The sequence below is a fragment of the Pseudescherichia sp. L3 genome, assembly GCF_024656065.1.
Lineage (GTDB): Bacteria > Pseudomonadota > Gammaproteobacteria > Enterobacterales > Enterobacteriaceae > Pseudescherichia.
Genome location: NZ_JANKYC010000001.1, coordinates 667,713 through 683,964, shown reverse-complemented (window position 1 = coordinate 683,964; position 16,252 = coordinate 667,713). Strand labels below are relative to the sequence as shown.

Below are 16,252 nucleotides of genomic sequence, written 5' to 3'. Positions count from 1 at the left end.
TTTTACTCTAATAAAATTGTTGCGCATTATAGCCAATATAAGTGGGATGTCATAAAGTTGAGACCCTATTTTCACACCCATGGAGGGCGCAGTGGCTACCCTGTCGCGGCTTTTTATACATCCGGTCAAATCGATGCGCGGAATTGGCCTCACGCACGCTCTGGCCGACATCAGCGGTCTGGCCTTTGACCGCATCTTTATGCTTACTGAACCCGACGGTACCTTTATTACCGCTCGTCAGTCTCCACAGCTGGTGCGTTTTATCCCGTCGCCGCTGCATGACGGTCTCCATCTCACCGCCCCCGACGGCAGCAGCGCGCTGGTCCGCTTTGCCGATTTCATCAGCGATGCCCAGCCGACGGAGGTATGGGGCAACCATTTTACCGCATTAATTGCCCCGGCGGCGATTAACCAGTGGCTGAGCGGCTTTTTTAATCGCGAGGTGCAGCTGCGCTGGGTAGGACAAGAGCCCACCCGCCGGGTGAAGCGCTTTGAGAGCGTGCCGCTCTCCTTTGCTGACGGCTTCCCCTATCTGCTCACCAACGAGGCCTCGCTGCGCGATCTACAAAACCGCTGCCCGGCCAGCATCCAGATGGAGCAGTTTCGTCCGAACCTGGTGGTGACCGGGGCGCAGGCATGGGAAGAGGATAGCTGGAAAACCGTGCGCATCGGCGAGGTGATCTTTGACGTCGTTAAACCCTGTAGCCGCTGCGTATTTACCACCATCAGCCCCGAGCGTGGGCAGAAGCACCCGGCCGGAGAACCGCTGCACACCCTGCAACAGTTCCGCACCGCCGTTGATAATGGCGATGTCGATTTCGGTCAAAATCTGATCGCCCGTAACAGCGGCGTGATCCGCGTCGGTGACGAGGTGAGCGTGCTGGCGAGCGGTCCGGCGAGAGTGTACGGTGCCGGGGAGCCGGTTGAAACGCTGGAGATTGAGAAGCAGGCTGCGTCAACGGTGACCATTGGTTGGCAGGGAGAGACCTTTACGGGCAATAACCAGCAGGTGCTGCTTGAGCAGCTGGAGAGTCAGGGGATCCGCGTGCCCTACTCCTGCCGGGCTGGGATCTGCGGCTCCTGCCGCGTACGTCTGATAGAGGGGGAAGTCAGCGCCCTGAAGCAGTCCGCCATTGGCGACGACGGCACCATCCTGAGCTGCAGCTGTATTCCCAAAACGCCGCTGGTGCTGGCGCCTTAAACCGCCTGCTCCAGGCTATACATCTGGGGCAGCGGTCGCATCCGATCGTTCATCACTTTGATCGCGTCGCCAAGCTGCATCGTACGCCCGGCAATCACCACGCCGGGCTGGGCCAGCAGGCAGAGCGTGGCGTTATCACCCGGCTCAACCACCAGCAAATTGACCTGCTCTGCGGTATCGCTGAGCCAGACGCTGGCCGCTTCGCCCAGATCGGGCTGCCAGCTGTCGCCGTAGGAGTGGAAGTGCCAGCTCTTTGGCATCTGCGGCTTGAGAAAACGGATCGCCACCAGCGCATTCAGCACCAGCTCGGCCCGCTGCTCCCGGGAGAGATCAAACTCGCGGCAGCGCTCCTCAAAGGAGAAGTAGAGTGCGGCATCATCCACACAGAAACCAGAGGGTGCGAACGCGTCCGGCGTCAGCATCCGACGGGCGTAACGGGAGCGAAACAGCATCCCATTGGCAAGATCGAGCATCATCCGGTCGTGCTCTTCGTCGTAATACCAGCGCCAGTTATCGTCAGGTTTAATTCGCATAGTCCTCTCCGCTTCCCCTTAAGCATCCTGCTGCGTTTGTGTCCGTTGCTACCGCTTCGCTTACCACAAAATGTCAATAATGAGAACGTTTAAATTAACAACAACCGGGGGAATATAAAACAACCAGGGCGGGAAATAAAGCCCTGGTTAACATTTAGACGCAAAGGATTAGATATGGGTAACGATCTCTTTAATCAGCGGCGGGCCTTTAAATATAAAGCCGGAATAGATCTGCACCAGCGTTGCACCGGCCGCTATTTTCTCCCGGGCGGCGATAACGGAGTCGATTCCGCCGACGCCGATAATCGGCAGCTGACCCTTCAGCTCCTGGGCAAGAAGGCGAATAATTTCGGTGCTTTTCAGCTGTAATGGCCGGCCGCTTAAGCCTCCGGTCTCATCACAGTGCTTCATTCCCTGTACCAGCCCCCTATCGAGCGTGGTATTGGTGGCGATCACGCCATCGATATTATGGCGAAGCAGACTGTCAGCTACCTGAATTAACTCTTCAACCGAGAGATCGGGAGCAATTTTCACCGCCACAGGGACATATTTATGATGAATATTCTGCAGCTCGCGCTGCTTATTTTTGATGGCGGAGAGCAGATCGTCCAGCGCCTCACCGTATTGCAGTGAGCGCAGGCCTGGGGTGTTGGGCGAGGAGATATTAATCGCAATATAGCCCGCGTAGGGATAGACTTTATCCATACAGATCAGGTAGTCATCTTTCCCCTGCTCTACCGGTGTATCTTTATTTTTGCCGATATTAATGCCCAGCACGCCATCAAAATGGGCTTTTTTGACGTTCTCTACCAGGTTATCCACGCCAAGGTTATTGAAGCCCATGCGGTTAATTAACCCCTCGGCCTCGACCAGGCGGAAGATACGCGGCTTATCGTTACCCGGCTGAGGGCGCGGCGTCACGGTGCCGATCTCAATCGCGCCAAAGCCCATTGCGCCCAGCGCATCGATGCACTCGCCGTTTTTATCCAGACCCGCTGCCAGGCCGAGCGGATTCTTAAAGGTCAGCCCCATACAGGAGACCGGTTTTTGCGGCACGTTCTGGCGTACCAGCGCGGCTAGCGGCGTGCCGGAAATACGGCGTAATTGCTGAAACGTCAATTCATGAGCGCGCTCAGGGTCGAGCTGGAAAAGGGCTTTACGAACGAAGGGGTAGTACATGAACTCTCCTGGATTCCCGGTGTGCAAACCGGGGGCGTATTATCTGCGATTGCGAGGCGAAAGGGAATTGACCTGAGGCAAATAATTCGGATAAAACGCAAACGTTTTCTTCTCTGCTCCCACTTTATCTAGTTTTTAGCTATGTAGTCTCGAATAAATTATTTAGGGAATAACCCGCTCGGTGCCACACTCCTGAAAATTGTTATCAATGTTAGATAAAAGCAAACAATTAGTTATAAGGAGCAAGCATGCGCGTTATTACCCTGGCCGGAAGTCCACGCTTTCCCTCTCGTTCCAGCGCATTACTGGACTATGCCCGCGAAAAGCTCACCGCCCTGGATGTGGAAGTTTGTCACTGGCACCTTCATAACTTTGACGCTGAAGATCTGCTCTACGCCCGATTTGATAGTCCGGCGCTCAACGCCCTGACCGAACAACTTAAGGACGCTGACGGACTGATCGTGGCGACACCTGTCTATAAAGCCTCATTTTCCGGCGCGCTTAAAACCTTACTCGATCTTCTTCCTGAACGTGCCCTGGCTGGCAAGGTGGTGTTACCGCTGGCCACGGGAGGTACGGTTGCCCATCTGCTGGCAGTGGATTACGCCCTGAAACCGGTGCTCAACGCCCTCAAGGCGCAGGAGATTTTACATGGTGTCTTTGCTGATGATTCGCAGGTCATCGACTATCAGCATACCCCCCATTTCACGCCAAATTTACATCACCGTCTTGATGAGGCGCTGGAAACCTTCTGGCAGGCTCTGCACCGCCGCGATGTTCAGGCGCCTGCATTTAGCCAACCGCAAGGAGTGGCCCATGTTTAAAATTCTGTCCCGCATCGGGCTGGCTGGCGTGCTGGCACTCTCATCGCTGAGTCATGCCGCGGAAACCTCTCCGGAAAGTCTGCGCATCGGCTATCAAAAAGGGAGCGTCAGCATGGTGCTGGCAAAAAGCCACCAGCTTTTAGAAAAACGTTTCCCTACTACAACATTTTCCTGGGTCGAATTCCCGGCGGGGCCGCAGATGCTCGAGGCGCTGAACGTCGGCAGTATCGATCTCGGCAGCACCGGCGATATCCCGCCTATCTTTGCCCAGGCTGCGGGCGCGGATCTGGTCTACGTAGGCGTAGAGCCTGCCAAGCCTAAGGCTGAGGTGATCCTGGTGGCTAAAAACAGCGCCATTAAACGCGTCGCCGATCTGAAAGGTCACAAGGTCGCGTTCCAGAAAGGCTCCAGCTCACACAATCTGCTGCTGCGCGCGTTACAGGAGGCCGGGCTTACGTTCAAAGATATTCAACCTGTCTATCTGACGCCTGCCGATGCTCGCGCGGCATTCCAACAGAAAAACGTGGACGCCTGGGCAATCTGGGATCCGTACTACTCCGCCGCCTTGCTGCAGGGCGGTGTACGGGTGCTGAAGGATGGCACAACGCTGAAGCAGACCGGCTCGTTCTATCTGGCCGCCCGCCCCTATGCCGAAAAGAACGGAGCGTTTATTCAGAGCGTACTCGATACGTTCTCCCAGGCGGATGCTCTGACGCAGAGCCAGCGGCCTGAGAGCATCGCTCTGCTGGCGAAAACAATGGGTTTACCTGAGCCGGTGATCGCCACCTATCTTGACCACCGTCCGCCGACCACGATTGTTCCGGTCAATGACCACGTCGCGGCGCTGCAGCAACAAACTGCCGATCTCTTTTATCAAAATCGCCTCGTTCCAAAACAGGTGAACATTCGCGACCGTATCTGGCAACCCGCAGACACTAAAGGAACTAAATCATGAGCCTGAATCTTTTCTGGTTTTTACCTACCCACGGTGATGGGCATTATCTTGGCACAGAAGAGGGTTCCCGCCCGGTCGATCATGGCTATTTGCAGCAGATTGCCCAGGCCGCGGACCGAATCGGCTTTAGCGGTGTGCTGATCCCTACCGGGCGCTCCTGCGAAGACGCATGGCTGGTTGCCGCTTCCCTGATCCCCGTGACACAGCGGCTAAAGTTTCTCGTTGCGCTGCGCCCGAGCGTGGTCTCGCCTACCGTGGCCGCCCGCCAGGCTGCGACGCTGGACAGGCTCTCTAATGGCCGCGCCCTCTTTAACCTGGTGACCGGCAGCGATCCGCAGGAGCTGGCAGGCGACGGTGTATTCCTCGATCACACTGAGCGCTACGAGGCTTCCGCCGAGTTTACCCGCGTCTGGCGTCGTCTGCTGGAGGGCGACACCGTGACGTTTGAAGGCAAACATATTCATGTCCGGGACGCGAAACTCTACTTTCCGCCGGTACAGCAGCCGCGCCCTCCCCTCTACTTTGGCGGGTCGTCGGACGTGGCACAGGATCTGGCGGCTGAGCAGGTTGATCTCTATTTGACCTGGGGCGAACCGCCGGCGCTGGTTAAGGAGAAGATTGCTCAGGTGCGTGCCAAAGCGGCCGCGCAGGGTCGGACGGTGCGCTTTGGTATTCGTCTGCACGTGATTGTGCGCGAAACCAATGAAGAGGCGTGGCAGGCGGCTGACCGTCTGATCGCGCATCTGGATGATGACACTATCGCCAAAGCGCAGGCCGCCTTTGCCAAAACCGACTCCGTCGGGCAGCACCGGATGGCCTCCCTGCATAACGGCAAGCGTGAAAATCTGGAGATCAGCCCGAACCTGTGGGCAGGGGTGGGACTGGTGCGCGGCGGCGCAGGGACCGCCCTGGTAGGTGATGGCCCAACCGTGGCGGCGCGGATTAACGAGTATGCCGGACTCGGTATCGACAGCTTTATCCTCTCCGGCTACCCGCATCTGGAGGAGGCGTATAAAGTCGGCGAGCTGCTATTCCCGCACCTTGATGTTGCTATCCCTGAGGTACCGCAGCCGCGCCCGCTGCCGCTTCAGGGCGAAGCGGTGGCCAACACCTTTATCCCGCAAAAAGCGGCGCAAAGCTAAGGAGTCACGATGTCCGCCACCTCACAAAAATGGCTGCTGCGTGCTGCCCCCTGGTTTTTACCCGTCGGCATCGTGGCGATATGGCAACTGGCGTCGTCAACAGGCTGGCTGTCGAGCCGCATTCTGCCCTCTCCTGAGGGGGTTGTAGAGGCTTTCTGGTCGCTGAGCGTTAGCGGCGAGCTGTGGCAGCACCTGGCAATTAGCTCCTGGCGCGCAGTGATTGGCTTTTCCATTGGCGGAAGTATTGGCCTGACGCTGGGGCTTATCAGCGGCCTCTCCCGCTGGGGCGAACGACTGCTGGATACCTCTATTCAGATGCTGCGCAACGTGCCGCATCTGGCACTGATCCCACTGGTGATTTTGTGGTTTGGTATCGATGAGAGCGCAAAAATTTTCCTGGTGGCGCTGGGCACGCTGTTCCCAATCTACATCAATACCTGGCACGGCATTCGTAATATTGACCGCGGGCTGGTAGAGATGGCGCGCAGCTACGGCTTATCCGGTTTCGCCCTGTTTGTCCATGTGATCCTGCCGGGCGCTCTCCCTTCCATTATGGTGGGCGTGCGCTTTGCACTGGGATTGATGTGGCTGACGCTAATTGTCGCTGAAACGATTTCGGCCAACTCCGGCATTGGCTATCTGGCCATGAATGCCCGTGAGTTTCTGCAAACGGACGTAGTAGTGGTGGCCATCATTCTTTATGCCCTGCTCGGCAAGCTTGCCGACGTCAGCGCCCAGGGGCTGGAACGCGTCTGGCTGCGCTGGAATCCGGCCTATACCCATCAGGAGGCGAAAGCATGAATACTGCCCGGCTTAATCAAGGTACGCCGTTGCTACTGAACGGCATTATCAAACGCTATGGCGATAACACCGTTCTCAACGAGCTGGATCTGCATATTCCTGCGGGACAATTTGTGGCCATTGTGGGTCGCAGCGGCGGCGGGAAAAGTACGTTGCTGCGCCTTTTGGCCGGGCTGGAGGCACCCGACGGCGGCGAAATCCTGGCGGGGACGACGCCGCTGGCCACGATTCAGGACGACACGCGGATGATGTTTCAGGACGCGCGCCTGCTGCCCTGGAAAACAGTGGTCGATAACGTTGGCCTGGGGCTGAAGGGGAGCTGGCGCGAGCGTGCCCGTCAGGCGCTGGCCGCCGTCGGTCTGGAAAACCGCGGGGGTGAGTGGCCAGCGGCACTCTCCGGGGGGCAAAAACAGCGCGTGGCGCTTGCCAGGGCCCTGATCCACCGCCCCGGCCTGCTGCTGCTGGATGAGCCGCTCGGCGCGCTCGATGCTCTGACCCGTATCGACATGCAGGCGCTAATCGAATCCCTGTGGCAGGAGCATGGCTTTACGGTGCTTCTGGTAACGCATGATGTGAGCGAAGCCGTCGCCATGGCCGACCGCGTCCTGTTAATAGAAGAGGGGAAAATTGGTCTGGATCTATCCGTGGATATCCCGCGACCTCGCCGCGTTGGTTCAGCACGTCTGGCAGAGCTGGAGGCAGAGGTACTGGATCGGGTGATGCAGCGCGGGGTGAGCGAACGGACGTTGATAACCGCCCACGCCTGATGCTCTCTCCCACCGGGAGAGAGCGAAACCGTTAGCCCGGGGCCACCTGCCACCGGGCTTTTTTACATCAGGCCAGCGCCTTGGCAATCTTCTCGTAGAGATCGCCGGAGAGGTTTTCCAGCCCTTTCAGCTGCTCCAGCGCGGCACGCATCTGGGTCTGACGCCCTTCATCGTAACGTTTCAGGCGGATCAGCGGCTCAATCAGACGCGACGCCACCTGTGGGTTACGGCTGTTAAGCTCGGTCAGCATCTCAACCATGAAACGGTAGCCGCTGCCGTCTTCAGCATGGAACGCCGCCGGGTTGCTGCCAGCGAATGCACCAATCAGCGAGCGCACGCGGTTCGGGTTACTGAGCGTAAAGGAGCGGTGGTTAAGCAGGCCGCGCACCGTCTCCAGCACGTTGCTGGCCGGGCTGGTGGCCTGCAGGATAAACCACTTGTCCATCACCAGACCGTCCTGATGCCAATTATCATCGTACTCCTGCATCAGCGCGTCACGGCACGGCAGCTGCGCCGCGACGGCGGCAGAGAGCGCCGCCAGCGCGTCGGTCATGTTGTCCGCAGTGTGATACTGCTGAGTAACCAGGGCATCGCCCAGCTTCGCGTCGGCAAACGCCAGATAGCGCAGGCAGGTGTTGCGCAGCGAACGCTTGCCGATATCCGCATGTTCAACCCGGTAAGCATCGAGCTTATGCGCGTTGTAGACCGCAAGGAACTCGTCGGAAAGCTCGGTCGCCAGGGTGCGGGTCAGCGCCTCGCGGACGGCAACGATCGCCACCGGATCGATGATGTCGAACAGCTCGGCCATTTCGCCTGCGCCAGGCAGGGTCAGGATCTCTGCCGCCAGCGCCGGATCGATATCGGCATCCAGCAGGATCGCCCGGAAGGCATCGGCCACGTGCAGCGGCAGCGACAGCGGCTGACCCTGCTGGTGGCGGGCCACGTTCAGCTTGATGTAGGTCGTCAGCAGGCTCTGGGCCGCATCCCAGCGGGAGAAGTCGTTACGCGCATGGCGCATCAGGAACGTCAGCTGCTGATCGCTCCACTTATACTCCAGCTTCACCGGCGCGGAGAACTCGCGCAGCAGAGACGGCACCGGCTGGAAGTAGACCTTATCAAAGACAAAGGTCTGCTCCTCCTGAGTGACGTTGAGCACGTTGTGTACCGGATGTCCCTCTTTTTGCAGCGGGATAACCTGGCCCTCGTTGTCGTACAGCTCAATATCAAACGGAATGTGCAGGGGCAGCTTCTCTTCCTGATCCGGCGTCGGCGGCGTGCGCTGGCTGATGGTCAGGGTGTACTGCTCGGTCTCTGGGTTGTAGTCGTCGCGCACGCTCACAATCGGCGTACCGGACTGGCTGTACCAGCGACGGAAATGAGAGAGGTCGACATTAGAGGCGTCTTCCATCGCCTGCACGAAATCGTCGCAGGTGGCGGCGCTGCCGTCGTGGCGCTCAAAGTAGAGCTGCATCCCGCGCTGGAAGTTCTCTTCCCCCAGCAGGGTATGCAGCATGCGGATCACCTCTGATCCCTTCTCATACACCGTCAGGGTATAGAAGTTGTTCATCTCGATGACTTTGTCCGGACGGATCGGGTGCGCCATCGGACTGGCATCTTCCGCAAACTGCAGGCCACGCATGGTGCGCACGTTGCTGATGCGGTTCACCGCGCGGGAGCCGAGATCGGAGCTGAACTCCTGATCGCGGAACACGGTCAGCCCCTCTTTCAGGCTCAGCTGGAACCAGTCGCGGCAGGTCACGCGGTTGCCGGTCCAGTTATGGAAGTACTCGTGGCCAATCACGCGCTCAATATCGAGGTAGTCTTTATCGGTAGCGGTGTCGGTGCGGGCCAGCACGTATTTGGAGTTAAAGACGTTGAGGCCTTTGTTCTCCATTGCTCCCATGTTGAAGAAATCCACGGCGACGATCATATAGATGTCGAGGTCGTACTCAAGACCAAAGCGCTCTTCATCCCACTTCATGGAGTTTTGCAGGGAGGTCATCGCCCACGGGGCGCGGTCAAGGTTACCGCGATCGACAAACAGCTCCAGCGCCACTTCGCGGCCGGAGCGGGTGGTATAGGTATCGCGCAGCACGTCGAAATCACCGGCCACCAGCGCAAACAGGTAGCAGGGTTTCGGGAACGGATCCTGCCACTGTACCCAGTGACGACCGTTCTCCAGCTCGCCCTCACCTACGCGGTTACCGTTGGAGAGCAGGAACGGGTATTTGCTTTTATCGGCGATGATTTTAGTGGTAAAGCGCGCCAGCACATCCGGACGGTCAAGGTACCAGGTAATATGGCGGAAGCCTTCGGCTTCACACTGGGTGCAGAGCGCTTCGCCTGACTGGTAGAGCCCTTCCAGCGCGGTATTGGTGGCCGGGCTAATCTCGTTGACGATGCGCAGGGTAAACCTTTCCGGCAGGTTATTGATGACCAGCGCGTTCTCAGCGATCTGGTAATCAGACCACGGCTGCCCGTCTACGTGGAGAGAGACGAGAGTCAAATCTTCGCCGTTAAGACGTAAAGGCTCGGCCGTTGCGCTATGGCGAGAGACGCTGCTCTCAGCCGTAACGACGGTTTTAACAGCATCAAGATCGAAAGTCAGGTCAATATCGCTAATCAGGTAATCTGGCGCACGGTAGTCGTGGCGGTATTTGGCTTGGGGCTGTTGAGTCATAAAAAACCTTTAGCATCTCATTAGGGTAACGACTCAGTCTATTCCTGTTGCCTCATTCGCGCTACGCGGAAACGCACTCTTTTCAAGGCAAAAAGCCCTGTTTGCTACATTTTGATAACAGAGGCACAAATTGCCCTCGTACATCTTACGCGGTTGTGTTGTGATCCAGGTTCATTAAACCGATAATCAAGGTATACTCCTGCGTCTTTATCTGCTTTGGCTTTGATGGATACGCTCCAGTGAGAGGATGCTACGGCGCACCATGACACAACTCGCGAACCCTATTCTGCGAACGCTGCTTGATACCGATGCCTATAAGCTGCATATGCAGCAGGCGGTTTTTCATCAATATCATGATGTCCACGTGTCGGCTGAGTTTCGCTGCCGGGGCGATGACCTGCTGGGTATCTATGCAGATGCCATTCGCGAGCAGGTTGATGCCATGCAGCATCTGCGCCTGCAGGATGATGAATACCAGTGGCTCTCCAGCCTGCCCTTCTTCCGTGCCGACTATCTCGACTGGCTGCGGACGTTCCGCTATGACCCAAGCCAGGTTGTCATTACCAATGACCAGGGTAAGCTCTCTATTCGCCTCGCCGGCCCATGGCGCGAGGTGATCATGTGGGAAGTGCCGCTGCTGGCGGTCATCAGCGAGGTGGTGCACCGCTACCGCTCGCCGGATGCGGGCGTCAGTGAAGCGCTGGCAACCCTCGAAGAGAAGCTGGCGAATTTCTCGCAGATGACCGCCGGACTGGATATGTCCCGCTTCCGTCTGATGGACTTCGGCACCCGCCGCCGCTTCTCCCGCGACGTGCAGCAGGCTATCGTTGAGCGCCTGCAGCAGGAGCCGTGGTTTGTCGGCACCAGCAACTACGATCTTGCTCGCCGCCTGACCTTAACCCCGATGGGGACGCAGGCACACGAGTGGTTCCAGGCCCACCAGCAGATCAGTCCTGAGCTGGCCACCAGCCAGCGCGCCGCCCTTGCCGCCTGGCTAACCGAATACCCCGATCAGCTGGGCATTGCCCTGACCGACTGCATTACTATGGACGCCTTCCTGCGCGACTTTGGCCCAGAGTTTGCCTCCCGCTACCAGGGCCTGCGCCACGACTCGGGCGATCCGGTTGAGTGGGGTGAAAAAGCGATTGCCCACTATCAAAAGCTGGGGATCGATCCGCTCAGTAAGGTGCTGGTGTTCTCGGACAACCTCGACCTGAAAAAAGCGCTGGATCTCTACCGCCACTTCTCCGCGCGGGTGAATCTGAGCTTTGGCATCGGCACGCGCCTAACCTGCGACATTCCGCAGGTGAAGCCGCTGAACATCGTTATTAAGCTCGTTGAGTGTAACGGCAAACCGGTGGCAAAACTCTCTGACAGCCCGGGTAAAACCATCTGTCACGATAAAGCGTTTGTCCGGGCGCTGCGTGAGGCGTTCGATCTGCCGCAGGTGAAAAAAGCCAGCTAATCCACGCAGGGAGCCGCTTCGGCTCCCTTTTCTTTATTAATTTCTTATTTCTTCCCTTCTTACTGTTAATTCTGCTTGTCTGATGGCGCACGCCAGGTAACATAGGCAAACCCCCTCTTTGGGTGGAAAACGTATTTTTCGGACAATTAACAGAGAGAATATTATGAGCGTTGTGCCTGTAGCCGACGTACTCCAGGGCCGCGTCGCCGTTGACCAAGAAGTCACCGTGCGCGGATGGGTACGTACCCGCCGAGATTCAAAAGCTGGCATCTCCTTCCTGGCCGTCTATGACGGTTCCTGCTTTGATCCTGTACAGGCCGTTATTAATAATTCTCTGCCCAATTACAATGATGAAGTCCTGCATCTGACCACCGGCTGCTCCGTGGTGGTGACCGGCAAGGTTGTTGCCTCTCCGGGCCAGGGCCAGAGCTTTGAGATCCAGGCAAGCCACGTTGAAGTGACCGGCTGGGTCGAGGATCCGGATACCTACCCGATGGCGGCCAAGCGCCACAGCATCGAGTACCTGCGTGAAGTGGCGCACCTGCGTCCGCGCACCAACCTGATCGGCGCGGTGGCTCGCGTACGCCACACCCTGGCGCAGGCGCTGCACCGCTTCTTTGATGAGCAGGGCTTCTTCTGGGTCTCGACCCCGCTGATCACCGCCTCCGATACCGAAGGTGCTGGCGAGATGTTCCGCGTCTCTACGCTGGATCTGGAAAACCTGCCGCGCAACGACCAGGGCAAAGTCGATTTCGACAAAGACTTCTTTGGCAAAGAGTCCTTCCTGACCGTTTCCGGCCAGCTGAACGGCGAAACCTACGCCTGCGCCCTGTCAAAAATTTACACCTTTGGCCCGACCTTCCGTGCAGAGAACTCCAACACCAGCCGTCACCTGGCTGAGTTCTGGATGCTGGAGCCGGAGATCGCCTTCGCCGATCTGGAAGATAACGCCGCGCTGGCGGAAGCGATGCTGAAGTATGCCTTTAAAGCAGTGCTGACCGAACGTGCAGACGACATGAAGTTCTTTGCCGAGCGCGTAGATAAAGATGCGGTGACGCGTCTGGAGCGTTTTATCGAGGCGGACTTCGCGCAGGTAGACTACACCGACGCAGTGACTATTCTGGAAAACTGCGGCAAGCAGTTTGAGAACCCGGTCTACTGGGGTGTGGATCTCTCCTCCGAGCACGAGCGCTATCTGGCTGAAGAGCACTTCAAAGCGCCAGTGGTCGTGAAAAACTACCCGAAAGAGATCAAAGCGTTCTATATGCGTCTCAACGACGACGGCAAAACCGTTGCGGCCATGGACGTCCTGGCACCGGGCATCGGTGAAATCATCGGTGGCTCCCAGCGTGAAGAGCGTCTGGAGGTGCTGGATGCGCGTATGGCTGAGATGGGCCTCAATAAAGAGGACTACTGGTGGTATCGCGATCTGCGTCGCTACGGCACCGTACCGCACGCCGGTTTCGGCCTCGGCTTTGAACGCCTGATTGCCTACGTGACCGGCGTTCAGAACGTTCGCGATGTGATTCCGTTCCCACGCACGCCGCGTAACGCTACGTTCTAATCCTCTCTGGGCCAGCTTATGCTGGCCCTTCTTCCCTTCCCCTTGTCAACTTTTGTTAACAAATCGTTAGTTATTCCCCTAATCAACCCTTTCCCCATTAGCGTCTGTAAGCGTATTTTTCAGAAATAATTTTGTACAAAAATCATACTGACTAAAACTTGCACAAAAAATTCTCTTTTGGCTTTAGCACATTTGGATAAAACACGCACAGCTATCCAGATGTCTAAACACAGAAATGAGAAAATGTCTCACTCACCTCTTTTCTGAATAAGTTAATCCTATATCACTATTAAACATAAGTAATTCATATATATAGGAATGGATCCGCTGTTTTTATCAGCAACTCTATTGGAAACATGAAGTGGTTCACAAAGTTCCCTAAAATACATAAATTCTTACACATTATTTCTTTTTGTTACCTCTTTAAGACATTTGTAGCACTTTCAAGGTAGCGAAACGGTTTTATGAATGGAAAGATGCTCTCAGACACAAAAAGACACCAAACTCTCAGCAATAGTTCCGTAAATATTTATTGACGGAATTCATTGACGGCAGTGGCAGGTGTTATAAAAAACCTAATGAGGGTAATAAATAATGATGAAGCGCAATATTCTGGCAGTGGTTATCCCTGCTCTGCTGGTAGCCGGTGCAGCAAACGCTGCAGAAATCTATAACAAAGCCGGTAACAAATTAGACCTGTACGGTAAAGTTGTAGGTGAGCATGACTTCGTAACCTCTGGTGATGACACCGGCAGCAACGACAGCACCTATGCTCAGATTGGCTTCAAAGGCGAAACTCAGATCAACGACCAGCTGACCGGTTACGGCCAGTGGGAATACCGTGCTCTGGCAAGCGGCGAAGAGAGCGGCGGCCAGTCCCAGCGTACTCGTCTGGCATTTGCCGGCCTGAAAATTGCTGACGCAGGCTCCATCGACTACGGCCGTAACTACGGTATCGCGTACGACGTTGACGCTTACACCGATATGGCACCGTCCTTCTCCGGTATGACCTGGGCGAACTACGCTGACAACTTCATGACCGGCCGTACCTCTGGCGTTGCGACTTACCGTAACTCCAACTTCTTCGGTCTGGCTGATGGCCTGAACTTCGGCCTGCAGTACCAGGGTAAAAACGACCGTGCTAACCCGCTGACCTCTAACGGCGACGGCGTAGGTTACTCTCTGGGTTATGACTTCGCAGAAGGCTTCAGTGTAATCGGTGCTTACTCCAACGCTGACCGTACTAACAACCAGGAAGGCCTGAACCTGCGTAACGCCGCTGGCGACATCACTCGTGGCAGCGCCCGCGGTAGCCGTGCGGAAACCTGGGGTGTGGGTGTGAAATATGACGCCAACAACATCTACCTGGCGACCACCTACGCTGAAACCCGCAACACTACCCGTGAAGCGGACGGCACCTTTGCTAACAAAACGCAGAACTTCGAAGCCATCGCTCAGTACCAGTTCGACTTCGGTCTGCGTCCGTCCCTGGCCTACGTGCAGTCTCGCGGTAAAGACCTGGCAGCAACTACCGACGGCGCGTTCGGCGGCGGCAGCGAAGACCTGCAGAAGTTTGTTGAAATTGGTGCTACTTACTACTTCAACAAAAACTTCAACATCTGGGTTGACTACCAGCTGAACCTGATCGACGACAGCGACTACAGCCGCAACGTTGGCATCGTCAACGGCAAAGACGACCAGGTTGCTGTAGCGGTAACTTACCAGTTCTAATTGCACGACCTCCTCGTTATATGCTGATAAAAACAGGGCTACGGCCCTGTTTTTTTATGCCTGAAAAGCCCGTCAACGCTGCTTGCGGTCACACTCTGTTTCTTTTTGTCGCAAACGGTTGGCAATTGATAAATCTCCCGTTACCCTGATACGCAACGCCCTTCTGTCATCAAAATGGAACCTCGTCATGTTTGAGAATATTACTGCAGCCCCTGCTGACCCTATTCTGGGGTTAGCCGATCTGTTTCGTGCCGACCAACGTCCGACAAAAATTAACCTTGGCATCGGCGTCTATAAAGATGAAACCGGTAAAACGCCGGTGCTGACCAGCGTGAAGAAAGCCGAGCAGTATCTGCTGGAGAACGAGACGACGAAGAACTATCTCGGCATCGACGGGATCCCGGAGTTTGGCCGCTGCACTCAGGAGTTGCTGTTTGGCAAAGGCAATGCGGTCATTAACGACAAGCGCGCCCGTACGGCGCAGACCCCGGGCGGCACCGGCGCGCTGCGCGTAGCGGCAGACTTCCTGGCGAAAAACACCGACGCTAAGCGCATCTGGGTGAGCAACCCAAGCTGGCCGAACCATAAAGGCGTGTTTAATGCAGCCGGGCTGGAGGTGCGCGAATATGCTTACTATGACGCGGCTAACCATACGCTGGACTTTGACGGCCTGCTGGCTAGCCTCAACGACGCCCAGGCGGGTGACGTAGTGCTGTTCCACGGCTGCTGCCACAACCCAACCGGCATCGATCCAACCCTGGATCAGTGGCAGACCCTGGCGCAGCTCTCCGTTGAGAAGGGCTGGCTGCCGCTGTTTGACTTCGCCTATCAGGGCTTTGCCCGTGGTCTGGAGGAGGATGCTGAAGGACTGCGCGCCTTTGCCGCGCTGCATAAGGAGCTGATCGTTGCCAGCTCCTATTCGAAAAACTTTGGTCTGTATAACGAGCGCGTCGGGGCCTGCACCCTGGTGACTGCCGATGCGGACACAGCCGATCGCGCCTTCAGCCAGCTGAAGTCCGTGATCCGAGCCAACTACTCCAACCCGCCTGCGCACGGTGCATCTGTCGTCGCCACCATTCTCAGCAATGACGCCCTGCGCGCCATCTGGGAGCAAGAGCTGACCGATATGCGCCAGCGCATTCAGCGCATGCGTCTGCTGTTTGTTAATACGCTACAGGAGAAAGGGGCTAACCGTGACTTCAGCTTTATCATTAAGCAGAACGGCATGTTCTCGTTCAGCGGCCTGACCAAAGAGCAGGTTCAGCGTCTGCGCGAAGAGTTTGGCGTCTATGCGGTGGCATCCGGTCGCGTTAACGTGGCGGGCATGACCCCGGACAATATGGCTCCGCTGTGTGAAGCTATCGTCGCCGTGCTGTAAGCGTAGCGCAAAAAAAAAGGGTCGCCGAAGCG

Annotated in this window: 13 protein-coding genes; 10 read left to right on the top strand and 3 right to left on the bottom strand. The window is 56.8% G+C overall.

Going from position 1 to position 16,252, the window contains the following annotated elements:
• Positions 1 to 91 precede the first annotated feature (91 nt).
• Complete coding sequence (locus NR795_RS03245; RefSeq protein ID WP_144812894.1) at positions 92 to 1,201, top strand: YcbX family protein; 1,110 nt, start codon at positions 92 to 94, stop codon at positions 1,199 to 1,201.
• On the opposite strand, the gene zapC is transcribed toward NR795_RS03245, so the two are convergent.
• Entirely contained in the window at positions 1,198 to 1,734 is a 537-nt protein-coding gene (zapC, locus tag NR795_RS03240; protein WP_144812898.1) for a cell division protein ZapC, read from the bottom strand. The two genes, NR795_RS03245 and zapC, sit on opposite strands and share 4 nt — an antisense overlap.
• Before the next feature lie 168 nt (positions 1,735 to 1,902).
• Positions 1,903 to 2,913: a quinone-dependent dihydroorotate dehydrogenase gene (gene pyrD / locus NR795_RS03235; protein WP_144812901.1), complete on the bottom strand. Its 1,011-nt coding sequence runs from the start codon at positions 2,911 to 2,913 to the stop codon at positions 1,903 to 1,905.
• A gap of 248 nt (positions 2,914 to 3,161) precedes the next feature.
• Between pyrD and ssuE the strand changes: the two genes are divergently transcribed.
• Genes ssuE through ssuB form a run of 5 tightly spaced genes read left to right on the top strand, consistent with a single transcriptional unit; the run spans position 3,162 to position 7,402 of the window.
• Complete coding sequence (ssuE, locus tag NR795_RS03230; protein ID WP_144812904.1) at positions 3,162 to 3,737, top strand: NADPH-dependent FMN reductase; 576 nt, start codon at positions 3,162 to 3,164, stop codon at positions 3,735 to 3,737.
• On the top strand, positions 3,730 to 4,692 hold the full coding sequence (locus NR795_RS03225; RefSeq protein WP_257757125.1) for a sulfonate ABC transporter substrate-binding protein: 963 nt from the start codon (positions 3,730 to 3,732) through the stop codon (positions 4,690 to 4,692). Before ssuE ends, NR795_RS03225 begins: the two co-directional genes overlap by 8 nt.
• The gene (gene ssuD / locus NR795_RS03220) at positions 4,689 to 5,834 is read left to right on the top strand and encodes an FMNH2-dependent alkanesulfonate monooxygenase (RefSeq protein ID WP_144812910.1); all 1,146 of its coding nucleotides are present in this window, start codon (positions 4,689 to 4,691) and stop codon (positions 5,832 to 5,834) included. Before NR795_RS03225 ends, ssuD begins: the two co-directional genes overlap by 4 nt.
• Before the next feature lie 9 nt (positions 5,835 to 5,843).
• Entirely contained in the window at positions 5,844 to 6,635 is a 792-nt protein-coding gene (gene ssuC / locus NR795_RS03215) for an aliphatic sulfonate ABC transporter permease SsuC (protein ID WP_222890060.1), read from the top strand.
• A complete protein-coding gene (gene ssuB / locus NR795_RS03210) occupies positions 6,632 to 7,402 on the top strand; it encodes an aliphatic sulfonates ABC transporter ATP-binding protein (protein ID WP_144812917.1) in 771 nt (256 codons plus the stop codon). The genes ssuC and ssuB overlap by 4 nt, the downstream gene beginning before the upstream one ends.
• A gap of 67 nt (positions 7,403 to 7,469) precedes the next feature.
• Here the strand turns inward: ssuB and pepN are convergent, their stop codons facing one another.
• Positions 7,470 to 10,082, bottom strand: coding sequence for an aminopeptidase N (pepN, locus tag NR795_RS03205; RefSeq protein WP_257757124.1), 2,613 nt, complete (start codon positions 10,080 to 10,082; stop codon positions 7,470 to 7,472).
• A 262-nt stretch (positions 10,083 to 10,344) separates the two neighbouring features.
• Between pepN and pncB the strand changes: the two genes are divergently transcribed.
• The 4 genes from pncB to NR795_RS03185 all read left to right on the top strand — a co-directional run bounded on the left by pncB (position 10,345) and on the right by NR795_RS03185 (position 16,220).
• Positions 10,345 to 11,547 (top strand): nicotinate phosphoribosyltransferase, encoded by a 1,203-nt coding sequence (pncB, locus tag NR795_RS03200; RefSeq protein ID WP_257757123.1) that lies wholly within the window; start codon positions 10,345 to 10,347, stop codon positions 11,545 to 11,547.
• A 163-nt stretch (positions 11,548 to 11,710) separates the two neighbouring features.
• Positions 11,711 to 13,111 carry an asparagine--tRNA ligase gene (gene asnS / locus NR795_RS03195; protein ID WP_257757122.1) on the top strand — a complete coding sequence of 467 codons (1,401 nt, stop codon included), beginning with the start codon at positions 11,711 to 11,713 and terminating at the stop codon, positions 13,109 to 13,111.
• A 594-nt stretch (positions 13,112 to 13,705) separates the two neighbouring features.
• The gene (locus NR795_RS03190) at positions 13,706 to 14,842 is read left to right on the top strand and encodes a porin (RefSeq protein ID WP_286172094.1); all 1,137 of its coding nucleotides are present in this window, start codon (positions 13,706 to 13,708) and stop codon (positions 14,840 to 14,842) included.
• Between the two features lie 187 nt (positions 14,843 to 15,029).
• Entirely contained in the window at positions 15,030 to 16,220 is a 1,191-nt protein-coding gene (locus tag NR795_RS03185; protein WP_238084109.1) for an amino acid aminotransferase, read from the top strand.
• Positions 16,221 to 16,252: the final 32 nt, after the last annotated feature.

What these genes read in the sequence shown, in the direction of transcription:
- NR795_RS03185 (WP_238084109.1), top strand. Translation starts at nt 15,030, where the DNA reads ATGTTTGAGAATATTACTGCAGCCCCTGCTGACCCTATTCTGGGGTTA.
- asnS (WP_257757122.1), top strand. Translation starts at nt 11,711, where the DNA reads ATGAGCGTTGTGCCTGTAGCCGACGTACTCCAGGGCCGCGTCGCCGTT.
- pncB (WP_257757123.1), top strand. Translation starts at nt 10,345, where the DNA reads ATGACACAACTCGCGAACCCTATTCTGCGAACGCTGCTTGATACCGAT.
- ssuE (WP_144812904.1), top strand. Translation starts at nt 3,162, where the DNA reads ATGCGCGTTATTACCCTGGCCGGAAGTCCACGCTTTCCCTCTCGTTCC.
- ssuB (WP_144812917.1), top strand. Translation starts at nt 6,632, where the DNA reads ATGAATACTGCCCGGCTTAATCAAGGTACGCCGTTGCTACTGAACGGC.
- ssuC (WP_222890060.1), top strand. Translation starts at nt 5,844, where the DNA reads ATGTCCGCCACCTCACAAAAATGGCTGCTGCGTGCTGCCCCCTGGTTT.
- zapC (WP_144812898.1), bottom strand. Translation starts at nt 1,734, where the DNA reads ATGCGAATTAAACCTGACGATAACTGGCGCTGGTATTACGACGAAGAG.
- NR795_RS03225 (WP_257757125.1), top strand. Translation starts at nt 3,730, where the DNA reads ATGTTTAAAATTCTGTCCCGCATCGGGCTGGCTGGCGTGCTGGCACTC.
- pepN (WP_257757124.1), bottom strand. Translation starts at nt 10,082, where the DNA reads ATGACTCAACAGCCCCAAGCCAAATACCGCCACGACTACCGTGCGCCA.
- NR795_RS03190 (WP_286172094.1), top strand. Translation starts at nt 13,706, where the DNA reads ATGATGAAGCGCAATATTCTGGCAGTGGTTATCCCTGCTCTGCTGGTA.
- pyrD (WP_144812901.1), bottom strand. Translation starts at nt 2,913, where the DNA reads ATGTACTACCCCTTCGTTCGTAAAGCCCTTTTCCAGCTCGACCCTGAG.
- ssuD (WP_144812910.1), top strand. Translation starts at nt 4,689, where the DNA reads ATGAGCCTGAATCTTTTCTGGTTTTTACCTACCCACGGTGATGGGCAT.